This window comes from Bacillus sp. FSL K6-0073, from assembly GCF_038006085.1.
Classification (GTDB): domain Bacteria; phylum Bacillota; class Bacilli; order Bacillales; family Bacillaceae_G; genus Bacillus_A; species Bacillus_A cereus.
In genome coordinates this window covers 4,288,521-4,310,434 of record NZ_JBBOUN010000001.1, presented here as the reverse complement: position 1 = coordinate 4,310,434, position 21,914 = coordinate 4,288,521, and the positions used below count along the sequence as shown (strand labels likewise).

The following is a 21,914-nucleotide window of genomic DNA, read 5'->3' as shown; positions in this document are numbered from 1 at the left end:
CAACGATTACAATTTCTTGTAATTTATTTTACAGAATTGTCTTTTGATTTGCAAATGCTCATTTTTCGATTTTTCGATTAATTTTGTTTATTATATACAAAAATATATGTAGAAAAGCGAAAAATATGATGAGAAACGTTAATAATTATCGAAATAATAAGCGATATGACAATAAAAAACAATAAACTGAATTTATGGAATATTTTTAACAAGTGGTAGTTTACTCTTTTCTGATAGAGCGTTTTCAAGTACAATGGAAATGACTGAATCATCTAACTATTTAGGGGTATAGAGGGGGGAGAAGAGATATGAAACGTAATCCGCTGATTCCGTTCGCTCTTATTGCAGCATTGGGTATTATCGTTATGTTTGTATTTTCATTTCAGGGGCTAAATAAATCTAAAGAGTTAGCTGATGCAAAAAATGGCGGGAAGCCAGCACAAACAGCATCAAAGCCAGAGGATATTGTGAAGCAAAGCTGTACGAGCTGCCATGGTGATCAGTTACAAGGGGCAGTTGGACCTAACTTACAAAAAATTGGTGGGAAACTTTCAAAGGATGAAATTAAAGAAATTCTTTCGAAAGGAAAAGGCAATATGCCTGCCAATATAGTTCCAGCTGATCAAGCCGCTAAAGTAGCTGATTGGTTATCGAAGAAAAAATAAAGTTCCGTATGACAAGCCTTTTGCTTATGCAAAGGGCTTGTTTTTCTATATTTTCTAAAATACGATGAATGATAGAGCGGTGAATTGTTGTTATGGGCTTGCAACAACTACTATAAATTCATTATCATGGAGACAGACAGACAGACTGACAAGAGAAGGAGTAATGGAAATACATGAATGAAGTAAAGCTTTCAAAACGATTAGAAGAAGTTGTACGTGAAATACCAGTAGGATCTACAGTTGCTGATATTGGATCGGATCATGCGTATTTACCGTGTTATACAATTATAAATAATATTGCTACAAAAGCAGTTGCAGGAGAGGTTGTAGATGGACCATTTCGCTCTGCGCAAGCAACTGTAGCTGAAAGTGGTTTACAAGATAAAGTAGATGTGCGTAAAGGGAATGGATTAGCTGTTATCGCGCCAGGAGAAGTAGATGTAATTACGGTTGCCGGAATGGGCGGAGCGTTAATTCGTGACATTTTAGAAAGTGGTAAAGAGAAATTAGAAGGTGTAACACGTTTAATTTTACAGCCTAATATTGCAGCGCATCATATTCGTGAATGGTTTATTGAGAATGGTTGGGAGCTTATCCATGAAAAAATCGTAAAAGAAGATGGGAAAATTTACGAAATTTTAGTAGGGGAGCGCGGAAATGTTGTAGCGCCTTACTCTGAAAATAAACAAGCTGAATTGTTTATGGGACCATTTTTAATAACAGAAAAAAGTGAAGCCTTCGTTGAAAAATGGGAAGGAGAATTAAAAAACTTCCAAAATATTTTAAAACAGTTAGAACGTGCGGCTGATTCTGAAGAAACAAAAGCGAAGCGTGGGGAAGTAGAAGCGAAAATGAAAATGATAGGGGAGGTTTTATCATGAGTAAAATTCCAAACGGCCATGAAATTATTTCTTTATTTGAAAGTATGTATCCGAAGCATTTGGCAATGGAAGGAGATAAGATTGGTCTGCAGATTGGAGCGCTTAATAAACCCGTGCAGCACGTATTGATTGCGCTAGATGTAACGGAAGAAGTTGTGGATGAAGCAATTCAATTAGGGGCAAATGTCATTATTGCTCATCATCCTTTAATTTTTAACCCGTTAAAAGCGATTCATACAGATAAGGTGTATGGGAAAATTATTGAAAAGTGTATTAAAAATGATATTGCAATCTATGCAGCGCATACAAATGTGGATGTTGCTAAGGGCGGGGTAAACGATTTACTTGCTGAGGCGTTAGGATTGCAAAATACAGAAGTTCTAGCACCGACATATGCAGAAGAAATGAAAAAAGTTGTTGTGTTTGTGCCAGTCACTCATGCAGAAGAAGTAAGGAAAGCATTAGGAGACGCAGGTGCTGGTCATATCGGCAATTATAGCCACTGTACGTTTAGTAGCGAGGGTACAGGCACATTTGTACCTCAAGAGGGGACAAATCCTTATATCGGGGAAACTGGACAGTTAGAACGTGTAGAAGAAGTGCGAATCGAAACGATTATTCCAGCTTCATTACAGCGGAAAGTGATTAAAGCAATGATAACGGCGCATCCGTATGAAGAAGTAGCATACGATGTGTATCCGCTTGATAATAAAGGTGAAACGTTAGGCCTAGGAAAAATAGGATACTTACAAGAAGAAATGACGCTTGGTCAATTTGCAGAACATGTGAAACAATCATTAGACGTGAATGGCGCAAGAGTTGTCGGTAAGTTAGATGATAAAGTGCGTAAAGTAGCTGTACTTGGTGGAGATGGTAATAAATATATAAACCAAGCGAAATTTAAAGGAGCAGATGTATATGTAACTGGTGACATCTACTATCATGTTGCTCATGATGCGATGATGCTCGGTTTAAATATAGTTGACCCAGGACATAATGTTGAAAAAGTAATGAAACAAGGTGTGCAAAAGCAATTACAAGAAAAAGTGGATGCAAAGAAACTCAATGTACACATTCATGCTTCGCAGTTACATACAGATCCATTTATATTTGTATAAGAAAAATAAAAACCGTTGCTCATGTAAGCAACGGTTTTTATTATTGTTCTTTTTTCACTTTCACGCGAGGTAATATTTTTTGTAACGGTACTTTTCGAACTCTTTCCCATGTAGCGGGATTCATTGGGTCATATTGCTCTAAGAACGCGATAACTTCTTTTGTAATCGGCGTTGGAGTAGAAGCACCTGCTGTAACAGCTACGTTTTCTACACCTTGTAGCCACTCTAATTGAATTTCGCTTACATCAGCAACTCGATATGCTTTTGTACCCGCGATTTCTTGTGATACTTGTGCTAAGCGATTTGAATTGTTACTTTTCGGATCACCAACAACAATTGTTAAGTCTGCAACATCAGCTTGTTTAGCGACAGCTTCTTGGCGAACTTGAGTAGCTAAACAAATTTCTTTATGGAATTCTGCTGTTGGGAATTTTTTTTGAATGTCCTCCATTAAATGTTGAACATCCCATTGACTCATCGTTGTTTGATTCGTTACTAAAATTTTATCTGTTGGAATTTCTAATGTTTTTAAATCATCGGCTCTTTCGATAAGGTGAACGATGTCAGGTGCAATACCAACTGCGCCTTCTGGCTCTGGATGATTTTTTTTACCGATATAAATGACATGATACCCTTCCGCTTTCTTAGCTTCGATAAGGTCATGCGTTTTGGTAACATCTGGGCAAGTGGCATCGATTGTTGTTAAACCTTTTTCTTTTGCGCGTTGTTTAACTTCTGGAGAAACACCGTGTGCTGTGAAAATAACAGTACCAGAATCAATTTTATCTAAAATTTCTAAGCGACTTGGACCGTCTAATGTGATGATTCCATCTTCTTCAAAAGCGTCTGTAACATGTTTATTGTGAACAATCATACCTAAAATATAAATGGGTCTCGGCAATGATTTATCTAATGCAGCGTTACGTGCAATTACCATTGCATCGACAACACCGTAGCAATAACCACGAGGGGAAATTTTAACAATTTTCATATGAGTAATCCTCTCCTTCTAAACAAGGGATACTTTTGTGCATAGTCTTTTACATTATAAAGGAGGAGTGGATAGAAAACAAAGGATTGTTACACATATAGTTTTGGTTTTGTTGCTGTTTGTTGAACTGGTTCTTTCGGTAACTCTTTTTCTATTACAGGTTCAATCACTATTTTCTTTCGTTTTCGTTTCTTTTTTTGAGGTGCAGGAGGCGGACTTTCTACCTCAACTGGCTCTGTTACATTTTCCGTTTGATTTTCTTCCGTACTTTTTCCAGAGGTGAGGATTTTAACAATGCTTGGTAGACTACGCATAATAGGACCATACTGTTCGACGACAGGACCTACAGATTGAACGACTTGGGATACTTTTTCGATGTTGTTTATCATATTAGTAGGATTCGAAATTAAGTTCGAAAAGAAACTGCCGATGCCACTGCTTGCTGTTGTGGCAGCTGTAGTTGCGCCGCCGCGCGTTTCATTTGATTCATACATTTGAGGCGGTATCATTTGCTCAGGATGTTGCTGCATGTATGGTTGATATTGTGGATGTTGCTGCTGATATTGTTGCTGGTATTGCTGCTGATATTGCTGTTGATATTGTGGCGGCGGTGGTGGTTGCTGATGCATCATCAGTTGCCCTTCCATTTGTCGGTAAGGTGGAACCATTTGCATAAAAGGCTCGGTTGGATCGTGTTTTTTAAAAAGCTTAGCAAGAAAACCTTTCTTTTTTTGTGCCATTGGTGGTAGTTGTGGAATTGGATATGGTGTATAAGGTTGCTGCCCTGGATTCGGATACATTTGCCTTGTAGGGGATTTCGGAAACATGTGAGAAATCCTCCTTTCTTCAGTTAGGTATATACACATACAATATGCAATAAAAGGGAAGAAGGTTAGTTTTTGAAGTGAAAACCTAAACTAAAGATGGATTTTACTTGTAGATTTCGATATAATGTAGACTTGACTGATTTGTGCGCGCAGTAGAAATTTTAGAAAGAAGGTGTAACTTATGACACAACAAACTTTTACACAGTATGATTTTAAACCATTTTTAATAGATGCAGTTCGTGAACTACGCTTTACAGAGCCGACAGGAATTCAGCAGAAAATTTTCCCGGTCGTGAAAAAAGGTGTAAGTGTAATTGGACAATCCCAAACAGGTTCTGGGAAAACACATGCATACTTACTTCCTACATTAAACAGAATTAATGCAAGTCGTGAAGAAGTACAACTTGTTATTACAGCGCCTACTCGTGAGTTAGCACAACAAATTTACGAAGAAATCGTGAAATTAACAAAGTTTTGTGCGGAAGACCAAATGATTACAGCGCGTTGTTTAATTGGTGGAACTGATAAACAACGCTCAATTGAAAAGTTGAAAAAACAACCTCATATCGTAGTTGGAACACCAGGACGTATTAAAGATTTAGTAGAAGAGCAAGCATTATTTGTTCATAAAGCAAATACGATTATTATCGATGAAGCAGACTTAATGCTTGATATGGGATTCATTCATGATGTAGATAAAATTGCAGCACGCATGCCTAAAAACTTGCAAATGTTAGTTTTCTCTGCAACAATTCCTCAAAAACTAAAACCGTTTCTGAAGAAGTATATGGAGAATCCAGAGCATATTCATATCAATCCAAAACAAGTTGCAGCTGGAAACATTGAACACTATTTAGTGCCTTCTAAACATCGTAATAAAATTGATTTAGTGCATAAAATGCTACTTCAATTTAAACCGTATTTAGCAGTTGTTTTCACGAATACGAAAAAGATGGCAGACCAAGTTGCTGATGGATTAATGGAACGTGGCTTAAAAGTTGGACGAATTCACGGGGATTTATCACCACGTGATCGTAAAAAAATGATGAAACAAATTCGTGACCTTGAATTCCAATATATTGTTGCGACTGATTTAGCAGCACGTGGTATTGATATTGAAGGGATTAGCCATGTTATTAACTATGAGCTACCATCAGATTTAGATTTCTTCGTTCACCGCGTTGGAAGAACAGCACGTGCGGGGCATTCTGGTATTGCAGTGACGATATATGATCCAGCAAACGAAGAAGCGTTAGATAGTTTAGAAAAACAACGTCATATTGAGTTCAAGCATGTAGATTTACGCGGAGATGAGTGGGCCGATTTAGGTGAGCGTCGTCGTCGTAAGAGCCGTAAAAAACCAAATGACGAACTTGATGTTATGGCAACGAAAGTTATTAAAAAACCAAAAAAAGTAAAACCAAACTATAAACGTAAACTTGCAACAGAACGTGACAAAGTGAAGAAAAAATATGGCAATAAAAAAAGATAAGGGGTTTCCCTTATCTTTTTTTTATCCCGCTATTTGTGGGAGGTGTAATCAATATGGATAGAAAAGTATTGATTAAAGTTTCACTTAATCCAGCTAATTTAAATGAAAAGTATAGTCTGTATAAATAGTCATATAAATTTGTGTAGTGCATCTTTTGTGAACAAACAATTCACTACATATTTCTACAAATTATGCTATCATTATATCTATTGTATATTGAAGAGGTGATTGTATGTTAAAGATTGGATCTCATGTTTCCATGAGTGGTAAGAAAATGTTATTAGCAGCAAGTGAAGAGGCTGTTTCATACGGTGCAACAACGTTTATGATTTATACAGGTGCACCGCAAAATACACGAAGAAAACCAATTGAAGAATTGAACATAGAAGCAGGAAGAAAACATATGGAGCTGAACGGAATTGAGGAAATTATCGTCCATGCGCCGTATATTATTAATGTTGGGAATACGACGAAGCCAGAAACATTCCAATTAGGAGTAGACTTTCTTCGCATGGAAATTGAAAGAACATCGGCATTAGGTGTAGCGAAACAAATTGTTCTTCACCCAGGAGCGCACGTTGGTGCTGGAGCAGATGCTGGTATTCAACAAATTATTAAAGGGCTTAATGAAGTATTAACGCCAGAACAGACGGTTAACATTGCGTTAGAGACGATGGCAGGAAAAGGAACAGAATGCGGTCGTAGCTTTGAAGAAATTGCAAAAATTATGGATGGTGTAAAATATAATGAAAAGCTATCTGTATGCTTCGATACATGTCATACGCATGATGCAGGATATGATATTGTAAATGACTTTGACGGCGTATTAAACGAATTTGATAAGATCGTTGGTATAGATCGTTTACAAGTACTTCATATTAATGATAGTAAAAATGTACGCGGAGCAGGAAAAGACCGTCATGAAAACATTGGATTTGGTCACATTGGGTATAAAGCATTGCATCACATTGTACATCATCCACAGTTAATGCATGTACCAAAAATTCTTGAAACACCGTATGTAGGGGAAGATAAAAAAGATAAGAAGCCACCATACAAATTGGAAATTGAAATGCTGAAAAACGGCACTTTTGATGAAGGGCTTCTTGAAAAAATTAAAGCGCAATAAGGAGGGGGAAATCCCCTCCTTATTTTAGTAGTTGCTGAAATAAGGTATTTACTTGTTGGGCAGTGGCAGGGGAAGTTACTTTTGCGATTTGTTTTAAGAGCTCTAGTCGCTCGTTGTTATCGTAAATATTAATATTTTTACCCTTCATAAGTAAAACGATTTGATCAGCTTGTGCGGCTGTAATGGGAACTTCATATTCTTTGCTATATTTTAATAACTCTTTTGTAGAAATATGATTTAATTTTTTATTAACAATTTGTTTAATGAGGTTCATCTTATTATCCTCCTTCACGCGTTCTTCTATCGAAATATATGAGCATATAGCTTGTACATATTCGTATGGAGTTTCTTTTTTCATGAGGAAAAGAAGCGTATGTTATAATATAAGGACAAAACTACAGAAAAAGAGTAAAGGGAGGACTTATGGAGCAAAAGCAACATCGAAAAGAAAGTGTTATTCATCTCATTTATCGTTTAGTTATGATTATTTTTGGAGCAGCATGCGCGGCGGTAGCAATTGAACTATTTTTAATGCCAAATAAAATTATTGATGGTGGAATTATTGGTATTTCTCTTATATTAGATTATCTTACTCCTAACATTTGGTGGTTAAGTTTTTCTACTTTAGTCGTTGTTCTCAATATCCCATTTATGTATTCCGGTTATAAGCAAATTGGAAAAACATTTATGTTATCTTCGACATTTGGTATTGTAGCGTTAGCTTTCATTGAGTCAACGTTACATGCGGTACCACCATTTACAACAGAACCTATTTTAGCGACAGTGTTTGGTGGTCTTATTTTAGGTCTTGGTGTAGGACTTGTAATTCGTCATGGTGGATCGCTAGATGGAACTGAAATTATGGGGATTTTATTAACGAAGAAATTACCGTTCTCTGTTGGTGAATTCGTAATGTTTGTGAACTTATTTATTTTTGCATGGGCAGCATTTGTGTTTGGTGTGGAACAAGCGATGTATTCTGTTATGACGTACTATATCGCATTTAAAACGATCGATACAGTAATTCAAGGGCTAGATGAAACGAAGGCGGTTTTAATTGTATCTGATCAATATGAGGAAGTATCAAACGCGATTTTGCATCGTCTTGGCCGTGGAACTACAAAGCTTGTAGCGAAAGGTGGTTACACGGATAAAGAAAAAGAAGTTATTTATGCAGTTGTAACGCGTCTAGAAGTGACGAAGTTAAAATCAATTGTGCATGAAATTGATGAAAATGCGTTTGTTACGATTATGAGCACGCAAGAGACAAATGGTGGTAAGTTTAAATCGGCTATTCACTAAAAAGTTTATAGGAATATTTTTCGAAAGCAGAGAATTTTTCTCTGCTTTTTGTTATAATAGTAAGGTTTCTTGAAAAAATAGATATATTTTAGGCAGATTGGTTTACAACTATAATAAGCTGTACTATAATTCAAATAGATATAAATCGGAATCATTCTGAATTAAAATAGGTGAGATGCTATGAATAATATATTAGAAATTGAAGGTTTAACATTCCGATACGAAGATCGGAATGTGTTAGAAAATATTAATTTGCAAGTTCCGAAGGGAGCTTTTTTAGGTTTAGTGGGACCGAATGGTTCAGGTAAATCAACTCTACTTAAGTGTTTATTAGGTGTTTTAAAGCCAAAAGAAGGAAGCATTCGCGTGTTTGGCGTTGATAGTAAGAAGTTTAAGGAATGGAACAAAGTTGGTTATGTATCCCAAAAGGCAAATAGTTTCAATTCTGGTTTTCCAGCAACTGTTTCTGAAGTTGTGTCAATGGGACTTGTTTCGAAAAAAGGGCTTTTTCGCTTTTTCACAAAAGAGGATAAGAAAAAGGTAGAAAAAGCAATTGCTGATGTAGGGATGAGTGAGTTTCAAGGTCGTAACATTGGAGAGCTTTCTGGTGGACAGCAACAGCGTGTATTTATTGCTCGTGCGCTCGTTAGTGATCCTGAATTGCTTATTTTGGACGAGCCTACTGTTGGAATCGATGTAAAAAATGTGGAAAGTTTTTACGAAATATTAGAGGATTTAAACAAAAGGCTCGGGATCACATTAATTCTTGTTACTCATGATATGGGAGCTGTTACTGAAAAAGTAACACATGTTGCATGCCTAAACCAACATCTACATTTCCATGGAAATGTAGAGAAGTTCCGAGAGTTAGAAGATGCAGAAATGTCCGTCTTATATGGACATCATGTTCATCGTTTAGAACACGAACATGAGCATCACGGGAGGATATAATGATACAAGATTTTTTACAATATGACTTTTTACGTAATTCTTTATACGCAGGTATTTTAATTGGACTTGTTGCACCGCTAATTGGTGTGTTTGTTGTTATTCGTCGTTTATCTCTTATTGCGGATGCATTAAGTCACGTGACGTTATCGGGTATTGCAGCAAGTTTATTACTTGAAAAAACCATTTTTACAGGTGGGTTTTTAAACCCCTTATATATGGGGATGATTTTCTCGATTGGTGGAGCGCTACTAATCGAAAAGTTACGAACTGTATATAAGCACTATCAAGAATTAGCAATTCCAATTATCCTTTCGGCAGGGATGGGGGTTGGAGTTATTTTCATTTCACTTGCAAATGGATTTAACACAGACTTATTTAGTTATTTATTTGGTAGTGTCAGTGCTGTAACAAGTACAGATTTAATTATTATTGGGATTGTAGCAATTGTTGTTGTTGCGACAATTATTTTATTATATAAAGAGCTGTTTCTATTATCATTCGATGAGGAATACGCAGTATCAACTGGTTTAAGAGCGAAATGGATTCACTTTATTTTCATTATATTAGTTGCTCTTGTCATTGCAGTATCAATGCGTGTAGTGGGGGTTCTTCTTGTATCATCATTAATGACGTTACCAGTTGCAGCAAGTATTCGTATTGCTAAAGGATTTAAACAAACAATTTTCTTTTCCATTTTATTCGGTGAAATTGCAGTAATTGGTGGAATGTTTGCTTCGTATCAACTTGATCTAGCGCCAGGTGGTACAATTGTTATGATAGCAGTTCTTATTTTAATCGGTGCGATTTTATGGAAGAAGAAAAAAACTGCATAAAGTAGGGATAGGTATGAATCTAACAGAAGCTTTACGCCTAATGAAAGAAAAAGGATACAAACATACTGGAAAAAGAGAAGAGATGCTCAGATTATTTGCAGCGCATAATCGTTATTTAACTGCGAAAGACGTTTTAGAGCATATGAAGGACGATTATCCAGGACTTAGTTTTGATACGATTTATCGTAACTTAACAGTTTTTGCTGAGATTGGTGTTTTAGAACAAACGGAATTAAATGGTGAAAAACATTTTCGTTTTACTTGTTCTATTATGGAACATCATCATCATTTTATTTGTTTGGATTGTGGGGGAACGAAAGAGATTACTTCCTGCCCAATGGATTTTATGAATAAAGATTTTACCGGTTATGAAGTAACGGGTCATAAGTTTGAAATATATGGTCGTTGTCCAAAATGTGCAAAGTAAAAGCTCGTCGGTTATATAACTGACGAGCTTTTTTACGTAGAAAAGAAGGTTGCTCACAAATATTGTGGCAACCTTCTTTTTATTGTTCTTGTGTCTCTTTTTCTTTTTCTCGCTCAGCAGCCATTTCAGCAGCAATTACGTCGATTTCTTTTTTCAGTTCTTCTACCATTGTTTCTTCTGGTACTTTACGAACGACTTGCCCTTTACGGAATAATAATCCCTCTCCACGTGCACCGGCAATACCGATATCAGCTTCACGAGCTTCACCAGGGCCATTTACAGCGCAACCAAGTACTGCAACTTTAATTGGTACTTGAAGTGTAGAGATGTATTCTTCCACTTCGTTAGCGATGCTAATTAAATCGATTTCAATACGACCACAAGTTGGACAAGAGATAAGTGTTGCTGCGTTAGACGCAAGACCGAATGATTTTAATAGTTCACGAGCAACTTTTACTTCTTCAACTGGATCAGCACTTAATGAAATACGTAGTGTATTTCCGATACCTTTATTTAAGATTGCTCCAAGACCAGCAGCACTTTTTACAGTTCCGGCAAACAATGTTCCGGACTCTGTAATACCTAAATGTAATGGATAATCAAAAGCACGAGCAGCTTTCTCGTATGCTTCAATTGCTAAGTTAACATCAGAGGCTTTCATAGATACGATAATATCGTGGAAATCTAAGTCCTCTAAAATTTTAATATGATGTAGCGCACTCTCAACCATACCATCTGCAGTTGGGTACCCGTACTTTTCTAAAATGTGACGCTCTAATGAACCAGCGTTTACACCAATACGGATTGGAATACCGCGCTCTTTTGCTGCATTTACAACAGCTTCTACTTTATGGCGACGACCAATGTTACCTGGATTGATACGTACTTTATCGATGCCACCTTCAATTGCTTTTAAAGCAAGGCGATAATCAAAATGAATATCAGCAACAAGTGGAATGTTGATTTGTTTTTTTATATCAGCAATAGCATCTGCTGCGCGTTCATCTGGAACGGCAACGCGGACGACTTGACAGCCGGCTTCTTCTAAACGCTTAATTTCAGCAACTGTTGCTTCAACATCATGTGTTTTTGTTGTTGTCATACTTTGTATAATTAATTCATTATTACCGCCGATTGTTAAATTACCGACTTTAACTGGACGTGTTTTTGTACGATGAGTCATTTCATTCACGAATAGATCGCTCTCCTTATAAAAGAAGTTTCTTATTTAGTCCCTCATATCAATGATAGTATACGTGATATAGGGCTATAGAAACCGAAGTACTCGGTTTCACTTTTACTATTGTATCAGCGCCTTTATGTAATTGACAAGGATTAAGTGATAGCTTATTGATATAAGGGGAATTTATAAGACTTTCCAATTTGTATTTTTGTAGCAGATGTACTTTTGTTTAATTGTTTAAAGTCGTCAATGACTTTTTCTATGGAAGGAATTTTTTTCTTGTTAATTTGTTCTGTAATAGAAAGAACTGTCTCACCAGTTTTTACTTCAATTGTTTTATAAGATACATCCGTTTCTTTTTCTGTTTTGTTCTCTTTATTTTGTTGACTGTCTGTGTTTTCTTTTTTAATCGTTTGAGCAGCAGTTGTTTTTTTATATGAACTTAACATCGGTAAAGTACCGATTTTTATATCGTAATAAAATATATAACCGAGAACAAGCACGAATAAGAATATACCTAATCTCTTCATATTCTTCACTCCTTTGCTAGGAATATATGCTTGTCCAAAAAAAAAATGCCTATTTAGGCATTTTTTTCGTTCTTATTTTTCTTTTGGTTTTGGAACTTCTTTAATCGTTAAGTACAGAACAATTAAAACAACTGCGATATAGATGAATGTTGATCCAGGTACGACAATCTTACATGCATCCATAATCATAAAGAAGATTGTTGGGATTGTGTAGCTGTATGCAGTTAGTGTCCAAACTTGTTTATAGGATAGTTTACGTTGACCGCTCATAGCAGAACCGATGAACGCAAGTAAAGTCACGCCTACAAAAGTGATGAATAATTGGAATAGGTACACTAAGAATCCAATAACAAATAATAAAATCGGATAAATATTATCGAATAAAGAAATAAATTCTTGTAGATCTTTTTTCTCAAGAGATGCACCTAACAAATCGTTATAAGAATACGTTTGTGTTTGACCATTTCCCATAGAGACTACTTTATCTTTTAAAACAAATAAACCTGTTTTATTTTGATATTTTTCTAGGTCTGTTGAATTTGGATCAAATACGAAAAGTGCATTTCCTTCTTCTTTTTCAATAGGTTGATCAATATCGGCTTTTAGTTCGCCATTTTCAATTTTAAAATCAGGTAAATCTTTATCGATGACTTGATTTACCATGCTTACACCATCTTGGATAAAACTACCGTACAAAAAAGTTCTTGGAATAGTAGTAATTAAGCAAAGTAGCATAATATACAAAATGGTTTTACCGATTTTTTGAAAACGGAATAGCGCCATATCTTTAGGCGAGTATATGCTTTTTACGAATTGGGTAAATATGGACATAGATTCACTTCCTTTATGTATGTATAAAATCATTGTAACGTAGTAATCTAGAGAATCTCAAGATATATTATATTTACATATAGTGGAGATAACTAAATTTCTTTTTATTAACTTTCTTCTTTTAAATAAGAAAAATACAATTGACACTTTTCTTTTCTATATGGTAAATTTATCTTACCTTTCTTAGAGGGCATATCCGATAGGAATTCCTTTATTTGATATGTTGTTACATACATAATTGTGGACCCTTAGCTCAGCTGGTTAGAGCAGACGGCTCATAACCGTCCGGTCGTAGGTTCGAGTCCTACAGGGTCCATATCCATTTCGCATGTTTATTATGTTAGCAGGAAGCTTCCTTGTAGAAGGAAGCTTTTTTTACGGAATATATGAGCATTTTAATTGAAAAGAAGTGGGAATTTTGCTACTTTAATGATAGCAAGACAATGTGATTTATTTGTTTGCACCCTATGGCAATTAGGGTAGAATGAAGTTGTATGTCACTTAAGTGGCAATACATAAACTGGGAGGAATATAACAATGGCAAAACACGAATTACCAAATTTACCTTATGCGTATGATGCTTTAGAGCCTCACTTTGACAAAGAAACAATGAACATCCATCATACAAAACATCACAACACGTACATTACAAACTTAAACGCTGCTTTAGAAGGTCATGCAGAATTAGCTGACAAAAGCGTAGAAGAATTAGTTGCAAACTTAAACGAAGTACCAGAAGCAATCCGTACAGCAGTACGTAACAATGGTGGCGGACATGCTAACCATACATTCTTCTGGACAATCCTATCTCCAAACGGCGGAGGACAACCTGTAGGTGAACTTGCAACTGCAATTGAAGCAAAATTCGGTAGCTTCGATGCATTCAAAGAAGAATTCGCAAAAGCTGGCGCAACTCGCTTCGGTTCTGGTTGGGCTTGGTTAGTAGTAAACAATGGTGAGTTAGAAGTAACAAGCACTCCAAACCAAGATTCTCCTTTAACTGAAGGTAAAACGCCAGTTATCGGTTTAGATGTTTGGGAGCATGCTTACTACTTAAACTACCAAAACCGTCGTCCAGACTACATCGGTGCATTCTGGAACGTTGTAGATTGGAACGCTGCTGAAAAACGTTACCAAGAAGCAAAATAATCGTAATAAATATAGAAAAAGCTAGGGGAGAGCCCCTAGCTTTTTTCTATGCTTTCCTTTTACATAATTGGGCTTGTCTTTGGAAGACTAGAACATGAAGTAAAGGAGAGTTGTGTATGAAATGGAAACATATAATTGGTGACGTTGAAGTGAATCGGGATTTAGTGTTATTGCTCCTTATAGGAGGTTTATACACGCTCGCAATTTCTTTATCGAATACGTTTGTAAATATTTATTTATGGAAACAAACACAAAATTATGTGAATCTTGGCTTGTATAATTTAGCCAGCGTGGTATTACAGCCTCTCACATTTCTTGTAGGGGGGAAATTAGCGAAACGTATCGATCGCTCGATTTTATTACGAATAGGGGTAGGAACGCTCGCAATTTTTTTTATCGTTGTCTTAGTAGCAGGAAAAAGTGCTTCTCAGTATATTTTATTAATGGGGGCTCTTTTAGGAGTAGGATACGGTTTTTACTGGTTGGCTTTTAACTTATTGACATTTGAAATTACGGAACCAGAAACAAGAGATTTCTTTAATGGGTTTCTTGGACTTCTTACATCCTTCTCTGGAATGATCGGACCAATAGCAGCAGGATACACAATTTCACGTATGGAGAAATGGAGTGGTTATACTGTTATATTCTTTCTTTCATTAGTTCTATTTGCAATTGCTGTCGTCTTAAGCTTCTTTTTATCTAAAAGAGAATGTGAAGGGCGTTATGAAATCGTGCAAGTATTGAAAGAACGACGGATTGATAAAAATTGGGGAAAGATTACACGAGCTCATTTTTTCCAAGGATTGAGAGAAGGAACGTTTATTTTTGTCATTTCAGTATATGTTTATTTAGCAACTAATAGTGAGTTCGCATTAGGGAAATACAGTTTAGTGAACTCTGCTGTATCCTTTGTATGTTATTACTTAGTTGCTCGTATGTTAAAGAAGGAGTGGCGAAAAAAAGCAATTTTACTTGGAGGCATTATTTTATATGCTGTCGTCTTTTTAGTTATTTTCAATGTTACATACACGAAATTACTTATTTATGCGGCATGTATTGCAATTGCATATCCTATTTTACTTGTTCCGTACGGATCAATGACATATGACGTAATTGGTAGAGCAAAAAATGCGAGAGAATGGCGTGTGGAATATGTCGTTGTTCGGGAGCTGTGGTTAAACGCCGGAAGAATCTGTTCCATTTTAAGTTTTTTATGTGCTGTACTATTCTTTCCACCTGAAAAAAGTTTACCTTACTTATTATGTATTTTAGGTGCTGGACATTTTCTTATTTATTTTGCAGTTAAAAATGTCAAATATGATGAGGGAAATGCGAGTAAAACAAGTGTTGTAACGCAAGGGAACGCGCAAAACCAAACTGAACCAGAAGGTTAACTTCTCGTTTGTTTTATGCTAGAATAGAAAAAGATGTAAGACAGCAGTGAGGACACCTGTATGAAGGTGTCCCTTTCACATTACATAGCTGTTGGTAGAGGGGGTTTGTATGAGCAAGAAGCAGAAGCAAAATAAGAAAAAGACCCACGTTCCTTTTCGATTAAACGTGTTGTTTTTCTGCGTGTTTTTAATGTTCTCCGCGGTTATTGTAAGGCTCGGATATGTACAAATTGTTCGCGGTGAAGAATATAAGAATGAAGTGGAGAAGAAAGAAAACTCAACGATAAGTAATCCTGTACCGCGTGGGAAAATATTTGACCGTTATGGGCGACCTGTAGTAGATAATGCAGCCGTTCGTACTATTACATTTACAAAAATGAAAGGATCAACTGCAGAAGATCGCTTAGAAACAGCGAAAAAGCTAGCAGATTTGATTGAAGTACCGACAGATAAATTAACAGATCGTGATAAAAAAGATTATTGGCTTGCTATGCATAAAGAGGAAGCTAAAGAAAAAGTTACGAATAAAGATCGTCAAGAGTTTAAAGATAAAAAAATTGATGATAAAGAATTAGACGAGCGTCAGCGAAGTCGTGTAACAGAAGAAGAGATTAATCAATTATCCGCAAAAGATCTAGAAATACTCGCGATTAAGAGTAAGATGGACGGCGGATATGCAATGACACCTCAAGTTATTAAAAAGGATGCTACAGAAAAGGAATATTCGATTATTAGTGAAAACCTAGCAGCATTACCAGGTGTAGATACGAATGTTGATTGGGAGCGAAAATATACGTACGATGATTTATTCCGAAGTGTACTTGGTGGGGTGTCGACATCTGATGAAGGCTTACCGAGAGAAAGACTAGATTACTATCTTGTTCGTGATTATAATCGAAATGACCGAGTAGGAAAAAGTTATCTTGAACAACAGTATGAAGATAGCCTGCACGGTACGAAAGCAGAAGTTAGAAATGTTACAGATAAAAACGGTAATATTTTAGAAACGATTAATGTATCAAAAGGACAAAGTGGTAATGACCTGAACTTAACAATTGATATGGAATTACAAAAGCGCGTGGAAGATATTCTTGCGAAGAATTTAATGAGGTTTAAAGGAAGCGAACCTCTTTTAGATCGCGCATTTGTTGTAATGATGAACCCAAAAAATGGTGAAGTTTTATCTATGGCGGGGAAACAATTAGTTAACGAAGATGGCCAAACGAAAGTAAATGACTTTGCATTAGGTACCATGACAAGTTCTTATCCGATGGGATCAACTGTAAAAGGTGCAACAGTACTTACTGGATATCAAACTGGTGCGATTCAACCAGGGGCAGTACAATTGGATGAACCAATTAAATTAAAAGGTACACCTACGAAGTCGTCTTGGAAAACGATGGGATACATTAATGACCTTACAGCTTTAAAAATGTCTTCTAACGTTTATATGTTTAAAACAGCGATGAATATCGCCGGTGTTCCATATGTGAGAGGTGGTACGTTAGATATACCTCAAAAAGCATTTGATACGATGCGTTATTATTTCGGACAGTTTGGACTTGGTGTAAAAACAGGAATTGATTTACCGAATGAATCTGCTGGTCAGATGGGTAAGAGTAGTCAACCAGGTTTCTTACTAGATTTATCAATTGGACAGTATGATACGTATACACCGCTTCAATTAGCGCAATATATTTCGACGATTGCCAATGGTGGATATCGTATGCAACCACAAGTTGTAAAAGAAATTCGTCAACCGGCAGTGAAACCAGATGAAGTTGGGAAAGTTGTTCAATCTATGGAACCGAAAGTATTAAATCGTATTGATATGCCGGAATCGCAAATTAAACGTGTTCAAGAAGGATTTAGACAAGTGTATAATGATTCAGGTGGTACAGCTACAAAGTACTTTACAGGTGCAAAATATAAAGCTGCTGGGAAAACTGGTACAGCTCAAACTGTGTATGGTGGAGATAAAGAGATTGGTAGAAATGCAAAAGGTGAACGTGTGGAAACATATAACTTAACATTAGTAGGTTATGCGCCACTTGAAGATCCAGAAGTAGCATTCTCTGTTGTCGTTCCATGGGTACATGATGATAAGACTGGTATTAATGGATATATTGGTCGTGAAATTATGGACGCTTACTTTGATTTGAAAAACAAAGAAGTAAATGGTGAAGCTCCAAAAGATGATAAAGACAATAAAAATAAAGAGCAAGATGATGAATAAAAAAGTTGTAAAAAAGCACACTATATGAAAAGATAGTGTGCTTTTTTTTATGGTTTATGCATATCGTGTAATAAATGTGGACAAGTATACAACATTGAAAAAACGCGGCCGTATAAATGATACTTGTATATGATGGGATAGGAGATAACTGTTTTATAGGGAAATCATCAGAGGAAATGAATAGCTACTACTGAATTAAAATTGTATCGTATGTTGATTTTTGTGGAACTTTACAAAACTTTTACAAACAATTAAAACCGAATTAATAGTTTAGCAGTATTCTTATATCTGTAATCCTGTTATTTCCGGTTACTTCTAGGAGGAAGAACACGTGAAATGGATGCGTACACCGATTAAGATTTTCGTATTATCAATATGGTTCCTCTGTTTTGAAATGTCTACTGCATTTGCTTTAAATGATACGGGAGAAGTGAGAGTTGATGGATCCTCAACGGTTTTTCCTATTATAGAAGCAGTAGCGGAGGAATATACAAAGGTGCATCCAGACGTGAAAATTTCCATCAGTATTTCTGGAACTGGGGGAGGATTTAATCGTTTCAGTAAAGGAGAAGTAGATATAAATAATGCTTCGAGAGTAATGAAACAAGTCGAGAAAAATGAAATGAAGAAAAACTCTATTCAGTTCACACCTTTTGAGGTTGCTAACGACGGTCTTACGATTGTTGTGAATCGCCATAATACATGGATAGACGATATGTCAGTAGACGAGTTACGACTACTTTGGAGTGAAGATGGAAGAGAGAAGCGATGGTCACAAATTCATTCAACATGGCCACGTGAACAAGTGAAGTTTTATGCACCAGGCGTAGACTCTGGTACGTATGATTATTTTCAAAATGTCATCTTACAAAATCATCGCATTGTAAAAAAAGTCTCTTTGTCTGAAGATGATCAAGTTATTATGCAAGGGGTAATGAATGATAAACATGCCATTGCTTTTGTAGGATATGCTTATTATATGGCTAATCGAGATAAGGTGAAAGCAATAAAAGTAAATGGTGTATTTCCGACGAAAGAGACCATTCAATCAGGTAAGTATAAGCCGTTATCTAGGCCGCTACTTGCTTATGTGAATAATGCATCTATCCGAAATAAAATGAATGTAGCAAACTATGTTGAGTTTATGATTCAGCATGTCGGTAACCTCGCTGAAGAGGTCGGGTATGTAAAATTACGAAAAGAAAAATACAATGAACAGCTGCGTATGTTAACAGAAATAAAAAGGTAATGTCGGGGTGGAAAGGGGTTTTCATCTTTGGCTCATAATGACAAAAGTCAAATTACATTTTCTGTACAACATTTGATTGAAAGAAATATAAAGCAAAGAAAAAAAACGCAGCGAATCAATCGAATAGTGCCTTTATTACTAAAAATAATTGCTAGCGTTTCTATTGTGACGACACTTGGAATTGTTTTTACGCTCTCTAATGAAACAATCATGTTTTTTCAAAAAATATCATTATACTCCTTTTTGACGGAGAAAGAATGGTTACCATTTTTTGGAGATCCTAAATTCGGTATATTACCACTTATATGTGGAACGTTCCTTGTAACAGCAATTGCTATGTTTGTAGCAATTCCTATCGGTTTAGCGTGTGCCGTATTTTTAAGCGAATATGCTTCAAATGGTGCACGGAAAATATTAAAGCCGATGTTAGAGCTATTAGCAGGTATCCCGACAATTGTATATGGTTTTTTTGCATTAACAATTGTTACGCCGCTTTTACAAAGGCTTATACCAGATTTACAGTTTTTTAATGCGATTAGTCCAGGAATCGTTATCGGATTTATGATGATGCCTACAGTTGCATCTCTATCTGAAGACGCGATGAGAGCTGTGGCGAAAGGGACGAAAGAAGCTTCATTAGCACTCGGAGCGACGCGGTTTGAAATGGTAAAACAAGTGGTGTTTCCGTCCGCTTTTACAGGGATTATGGCAGCGATTATATTAGCGGCTTCTCGTGCAATTGGTGAAACGATGATTGTTGTAATTGCAGCAGGATCCACACCGAATGTATCGCTTGATCCAACACATTCTATTCAAACGTTAACAGCCTATATTGTGCAAGTAAGTTTAGGTGATGCTCCGCATGGAACGATTACGTATTACAGCATGTATGCTGTAGGTGCAACGTTATTTTTGTTTACTTTTATTATGAACATCATTTCGCAGTCTATTATGCGCCGTTTTAGGAGGATGACATAATATGCGAATGTTGAATCATAAAAAAATACAAAAAAACATGGCATCACGCTTTTTAAAAGATCGAATTTACAAATTGTTATTTTATATAGCAATTTTATTTTCAATGGTAATTTTGTTTTTGTTACTTTTTCAAATTGTTGAAAAAGGTATAAGTTATCTTTCAATAAATTTCTTTACAAATTTCGCTTCACGTAATCCGAAAGAAGCTGGTATTGCTGCAGCTTTGTCAGGGACAATATTATTTATGAGTATTGTTATACCTGTTTCTTTTATATTTGGAGTTGGAACAGCGCTTTATTTAGAGCAATATGCGAAGGAATCTCTATTTAAAAAAATAATAGAGATTAATAATCAAACGTTAGCAGGAGTACCATCCGTTGTATTTGGATTGCTTGGTTTAACTATTTTTGTATATGCTCTTCATTTAGGAGAGAGTATAGTTGCAGCAGCACTGACGATGAGTTTACTCGTTTTACCAACAGTTGTTGTGGCGAGTCAAGAAGCAATTCGATCAGTACCAAGTGTATTATTAGAGGGTTCTTACGGATTAGGTGCTACGAAGTGGCAAACGATGTATCAAATTGTATTGCCATATGCTTTCCCAGGGATTATAACGGGCTGTACGTTAGCGATATCAAGAGCAATTGGAGAAGCTGCACCACTATTAGTTATTGGGGCACTTGCGTTTGCAAATTATGTTCCATTTAGTATGTTTGATAGATTTACAGTTCTACCAATTCAAATTTTTAATTGGATGAGTAGGCCACAAGAAGAATTTCAGTATGTAGCAGCAGCTGGGATGATTGTTTTGTTAGGTTTGTTGCTATTTATTAATATATTTGTTTTATGGTTACGAAATCGAAAATAAGTTGGAAGTGGATGAAAGGGGAATTCAAATGGTAGCAACAGTAGTAAATGTACAGGTGAAAAACGAAGAGAAAATCGAGACTGCGCCAAAGAAGGTAGTATTTGATACGAAAAACTTAAATTTATGGTATGGGGAAGACCATGCTTTAAAAGATATTAATTTAAGTATTCATGAGAATGAAGTTACAGCCATTATCGGTCCAAGTGGCTGTGGTAAATCAACTTATTTAAAAACATTAAATCGCATGGTAGAGTTAGTACCGATCGTTCGAACTACAGGTGTAATTGAGTATAGAGAACGCAATATATTTGATAAATCATATCCAGTTGAAGAATTAAGAACACATGTAGGAATGGTGTTCCAAAAGCCAAATCCATTTCCAAAATCTATTTATGAGAATGTAGCATACGGTCCAAAAATCCATGGTATTCGTGACAAAAAGACATTAGATGAAATTGTTGAAAAAAGTTTACGTGGAGCAGCGATTTGGGATGAGTTAAAAGATCGTTTGCACGATAATGCATACGGTTTATCTGGTGGACAGCAACAGCGTCTATGCATCGCGCGCTGCTTAGCTATTGAGCCAGACGTTATTTTAATGGATGAGCCAACATCGGCATTAGATCCAATTTCAACATTAAAAGTAGAAGAATTAATTCAAGAGCTAAAGAAAGATTTTAGTATTGTTATCGTAACGCATAATATGCAACAAGCAGCGCGTATTTCAGACAAAACAGCTTTCTTCTTAAGCGGGGAAGTTGTGGAGTATACAGATACAAACAAATTATTTACGACTCCTTCAGATAAGCGTACAGAAGATTATATTACAGGTCGATTTGGTTGATATCGTTTCAAAGCTAAGAGCAAATGCCCTCTTAAC

Annotated in this window: 22 protein-coding genes and 1 tRNA gene; 17 read left to right on the top strand and 6 right to left on the bottom strand. The window is 36.1% G+C overall.

Translation table 11 applies throughout. The features are described from left to right. Nucleotides 1–308: 308 nt before the first annotated feature. From cccA to MHB52_RS22265, 3 genes are all read left to right on the top strand, one after another. Complete coding sequence (gene cccA / locus MHB52_RS22275; protein ID WP_000828141.1) at nucleotides 309–665, top strand: cytochrome c550; 357 nt, start codon at nucleotides 309–311, stop codon at nucleotides 663–665. A gap of 173 nt (nucleotides 666–838) precedes the next feature. Then, entirely contained in the window at nucleotides 839–1,546 is a 708-nt protein-coding gene (locus tag MHB52_RS22270; RefSeq protein WP_001006545.1) for a tRNA (adenine(22)-N(1))-methyltransferase, read from the top strand. After that, nucleotides 1,543–2,664 (top strand): Nif3-like dinuclear metal center hexameric protein, encoded by a 1,122-nt coding sequence (locus tag MHB52_RS22265; protein WP_061663042.1) that lies wholly within the window; start codon nucleotides 1,543–1,545, stop codon nucleotides 2,662–2,664. Before MHB52_RS22270 ends, MHB52_RS22265 begins: the two co-directional genes overlap by 4 nt. Before the next feature lie 40 nt (nucleotides 2,665–2,704). Here MHB52_RS22265 and MHB52_RS22260 read toward each other — a convergent pair whose 3' ends face one another. Continuing rightward, a complete protein-coding gene (locus MHB52_RS22260; protein ID WP_000706659.1) occupies nucleotides 2,705–3,655 on the bottom strand; it encodes a 4-hydroxy-3-methylbut-2-enyl diphosphate reductase in 951 nt (316 codons plus the stop codon). 89 nt (nucleotides 3,656–3,744) lie between these two features. After that, the gene (locus MHB52_RS22255; RefSeq protein WP_061663041.1) at nucleotides 3,745–4,482 is read right to left on the bottom strand and encodes a YqfQ family protein; all 738 of its coding nucleotides are present in this window, start codon (nucleotides 4,480–4,482) and stop codon (nucleotides 3,745–3,747) included. Nucleotides 4,483–4,663: 181 nt separating this feature from the next. Here MHB52_RS22255 and MHB52_RS22250 point away from each other — a divergent pair, with 181 nt between their 5' ends. Continuing rightward, complete coding sequence (locus tag MHB52_RS22250) at nucleotides 4,664–5,974, top strand: DEAD/DEAH box helicase (RefSeq protein WP_061663040.1); 1,311 nt, start codon at nucleotides 4,664–4,666, stop codon at nucleotides 5,972–5,974. Nucleotides 5,975–6,206: 232 nt separating this feature from the next. Continuing rightward, nucleotides 6,207–7,103, top strand: coding sequence for a deoxyribonuclease IV (locus tag MHB52_RS22245; protein WP_061663039.1), 897 nt, complete (start codon nucleotides 6,207–6,209; stop codon nucleotides 7,101–7,103). A gap of 19 nt (nucleotides 7,104–7,122) precedes the next feature. Here MHB52_RS22245 and MHB52_RS22240 read toward each other — a convergent pair whose 3' ends face one another. Beyond that, nucleotides 7,123–7,377 carry a DUF2624 domain-containing protein gene (locus MHB52_RS22240; RefSeq protein ID WP_001048954.1) on the bottom strand — a complete coding sequence of 85 codons (255 nt, stop codon included), beginning with the start codon at nucleotides 7,375–7,377 and terminating at the stop codon, nucleotides 7,123–7,125. A 149-nt stretch (nucleotides 7,378–7,526) separates the two neighbouring features. Here MHB52_RS22240 and MHB52_RS22235 point away from each other — a divergent pair, with 149 nt between their 5' ends. The 4 genes from MHB52_RS22235 (at nucleotide 7,527) to MHB52_RS22220 (ending at nucleotide 10,616) form a co-directional block, all read left to right on the top strand. Then, on the top strand, nucleotides 7,527–8,405 hold the full coding sequence (locus tag MHB52_RS22235) for a YitT family protein (RefSeq protein ID WP_000435963.1): 879 nt from the start codon (nucleotides 7,527–7,529) through the stop codon (nucleotides 8,403–8,405). Between the two features lie 180 nt (nucleotides 8,406–8,585). Beyond that, nucleotides 8,586–9,356, top strand: coding sequence for a metal ABC transporter ATP-binding protein (locus MHB52_RS22230; RefSeq protein ID WP_001059662.1), 771 nt, complete (start codon nucleotides 8,586–8,588; stop codon nucleotides 9,354–9,356). Then, on the top strand, nucleotides 9,356–10,189 hold the full coding sequence (locus MHB52_RS22225; RefSeq protein ID WP_000613815.1) for a metal ABC transporter permease: 834 nt from the start codon (nucleotides 9,356–9,358) through the stop codon (nucleotides 10,187–10,189). The genes MHB52_RS22230 and MHB52_RS22225 overlap by 1 nt, the downstream gene beginning before the upstream one ends. Nucleotides 10,190–10,202: 13 nt before the next feature. After that, nucleotides 10,203–10,616 carry a Fur family transcriptional regulator gene (locus tag MHB52_RS22220; protein WP_001054516.1) on the top strand — a complete coding sequence of 138 codons (414 nt, stop codon included), beginning with the start codon at nucleotides 10,203–10,205 and terminating at the stop codon, nucleotides 10,614–10,616. 79 nt (nucleotides 10,617–10,695) lie between these two features. Here the strand turns inward: MHB52_RS22220 and ispG are convergent, their stop codons facing one another. The 3 genes from ispG to yqgB all read right to left on the bottom strand — a co-directional run bounded on the left by ispG (nucleotide 10,696) and on the right by yqgB (nucleotide 13,160). Beyond that, nucleotides 10,696–11,799, bottom strand: coding sequence for a flavodoxin-dependent (E)-4-hydroxy-3-methylbut-2-enyl-diphosphate synthase (gene ispG, locus MHB52_RS22215; RefSeq protein ID WP_153577907.1), 1,104 nt, complete (start codon nucleotides 11,797–11,799; stop codon nucleotides 10,696–10,698). Nucleotides 11,800–11,963: 164 nt separating this feature from the next. Beyond that, nucleotides 11,964–12,329, bottom strand: coding sequence for a protein YqfZ (gene yqfZ, locus MHB52_RS22210; RefSeq protein WP_000825416.1), 366 nt, complete (start codon nucleotides 12,327–12,329; stop codon nucleotides 11,964–11,966). A gap of 72 nt (nucleotides 12,330–12,401) precedes the next feature. Then, nucleotides 12,402–13,160, bottom strand: coding sequence for a protein YqgB (gene yqgB / locus MHB52_RS22205; RefSeq protein ID WP_000021900.1), 759 nt, complete (start codon nucleotides 13,158–13,160; stop codon nucleotides 12,402–12,404). 242 nt (nucleotides 13,161–13,402) lie between these two features. Between yqgB and MHB52_RS22200 the strand changes: the two genes are divergently transcribed. The 8 genes from MHB52_RS22200 (at nucleotide 13,403) to pstB (ending at nucleotide 21,878) form a co-directional block, all read left to right on the top strand. Beyond that, a tRNA-Ile gene (locus MHB52_RS22200) sits at nucleotides 13,403–13,476 on the top strand. Nucleotides 13,477–13,697: 221 nt separating this feature from the next. Beyond that, nucleotides 13,698–14,309, top strand: a complete 612-nt coding sequence (sodA, locus tag MHB52_RS22195) for a superoxide dismutase [Mn] (protein WP_001052031.1) — start codon at nucleotides 13,698–13,700, stop codon at nucleotides 14,307–14,309. A gap of 116 nt (nucleotides 14,310–14,425) precedes the next feature. Further along, nucleotides 14,426–15,703, top strand: a complete 1,278-nt coding sequence (locus MHB52_RS22190; protein WP_000871386.1) for an MFS transporter — start codon at nucleotides 14,426–14,428, stop codon at nucleotides 15,701–15,703. A gap of 109 nt (nucleotides 15,704–15,812) precedes the next feature. Further along, the gene (locus MHB52_RS22185; RefSeq protein WP_044795893.1) at nucleotides 15,813–17,939 is read left to right on the top strand and encodes a peptidoglycan D,D-transpeptidase FtsI family protein; all 2,127 of its coding nucleotides are present in this window, start codon (nucleotides 15,813–15,815) and stop codon (nucleotides 17,937–17,939) included. Nucleotides 17,940–18,270: 331 nt separating this feature from the next. Continuing rightward, nucleotides 18,271–19,188, top strand: coding sequence for a PstS family phosphate ABC transporter substrate-binding protein (locus MHB52_RS22180; protein WP_000871821.1), 918 nt, complete (start codon nucleotides 18,271–18,273; stop codon nucleotides 19,186–19,188). Nucleotides 19,189–19,215: 27 nt separating this feature from the next. Beyond that, nucleotides 19,216–20,166: a phosphate ABC transporter permease subunit PstC gene (gene pstC / locus MHB52_RS22175; RefSeq protein ID WP_061663038.1), complete on the top strand. Its 951-nt coding sequence runs from the start codon at nucleotides 19,216–19,218 to the stop codon at nucleotides 20,164–20,166. 1 nt (nucleotide 20,167) lies between these two features. Next, a complete protein-coding gene (pstA, locus tag MHB52_RS22170) occupies nucleotides 20,168–21,034 on the top strand; it encodes a phosphate ABC transporter permease PstA (protein WP_001242564.1) in 867 nt (288 codons plus the stop codon). Between the two features lie 28 nt (nucleotides 21,035–21,062). Then, nucleotides 21,063–21,878 carry a phosphate ABC transporter ATP-binding protein gene (pstB, locus tag MHB52_RS22165; protein WP_000226681.1) on the top strand — a complete coding sequence of 272 codons (816 nt, stop codon included), beginning with the start codon at nucleotides 21,063–21,065 and terminating at the stop codon, nucleotides 21,876–21,878. Nucleotides 21,879–21,914 lie beyond the last annotated feature (36 nt).

Coding starts and splice junctions, on each gene's coding strand:
- MHB52_RS22265 (WP_061663042.1), top strand. CDS start 1,543: ATGAGTAAAATTCCAAACGGCCATGAAATTATTTCTTTATTTGAAAGT.
- cccA (WP_000828141.1), top strand. CDS start 309: ATGAAACGTAATCCGCTGATTCCGTTCGCTCTTATTGCAGCATTGGGT.
- sodA (WP_001052031.1), top strand. CDS start 13,698: ATGGCAAAACACGAATTACCAAATTTACCTTATGCGTATGATGCTTTA.
- MHB52_RS22250 (WP_061663040.1), top strand. CDS start 4,664: ATGACACAACAAACTTTTACACAGTATGATTTTAAACCATTTTTAATA.
- MHB52_RS22260 (WP_000706659.1), bottom strand. CDS start 3,655: ATGAAAATTGTTAAAATTTCCCCTCGTGGTTATTGCTACGGTGTTGTC.
- yqfZ (WP_000825416.1), bottom strand. CDS start 12,329: ATGAAGAGATTAGGTATATTCTTATTCGTGCTTGTTCTCGGTTATATA.
- pstB (WP_000226681.1), top strand. CDS start 21,063: ATGGTAGCAACAGTAGTAAATGTACAGGTGAAAAACGAAGAGAAAATC.
- ispG (WP_153577907.1), bottom strand. CDS start 11,799: ATGACTCATCGTACAAAAACACGTCCAGTTAAAGTCGGTAATTTAACA.
- MHB52_RS22255 (WP_061663041.1), bottom strand. CDS start 4,482: ATGTTTCCGAAATCCCCTACAAGGCAAATGTATCCGAATCCAGGGCAG.
- MHB52_RS22235 (WP_000435963.1), top strand. CDS start 7,527: ATGGAGCAAAAGCAACATCGAAAAGAAAGTGTTATTCATCTCATTTAT.
- MHB52_RS22190 (WP_000871386.1), top strand. CDS start 14,426: ATGAAATGGAAACATATAATTGGTGACGTTGAAGTGAATCGGGATTTA.
- MHB52_RS22225 (WP_000613815.1), top strand. CDS start 9,356: ATGATACAAGATTTTTTACAATATGACTTTTTACGTAATTCTTTATAC.
- MHB52_RS22270 (WP_001006545.1), top strand. CDS start 839: ATGAATGAAGTAAAGCTTTCAAAACGATTAGAAGAAGTTGTACGTGAA.
- pstA (WP_001242564.1), top strand. CDS start 20,168: ATGCGAATGTTGAATCATAAAAAAATACAAAAAAACATGGCATCACGC.
- MHB52_RS22185 (WP_044795893.1), top strand. CDS start 15,813: ATGAGCAAGAAGCAGAAGCAAAATAAGAAAAAGACCCACGTTCCTTTT.
- MHB52_RS22230 (WP_001059662.1), top strand. CDS start 8,586: ATGAATAATATATTAGAAATTGAAGGTTTAACATTCCGATACGAAGAT.
- MHB52_RS22220 (WP_001054516.1), top strand. CDS start 10,203: ATGAATCTAACAGAAGCTTTACGCCTAATGAAAGAAAAAGGATACAAA.
- MHB52_RS22240 (WP_001048954.1), bottom strand. CDS start 7,377: ATGAACCTCATTAAACAAATTGTTAATAAAAAATTAAATCATATTTCT.
- yqgB (WP_000021900.1), bottom strand. CDS start 13,160: ATGTCCATATTTACCCAATTCGTAAAAAGCATATACTCGCCTAAAGAT.
- MHB52_RS22245 (WP_061663039.1), top strand. CDS start 6,207: ATGTTAAAGATTGGATCTCATGTTTCCATGAGTGGTAAGAAAATGTTA.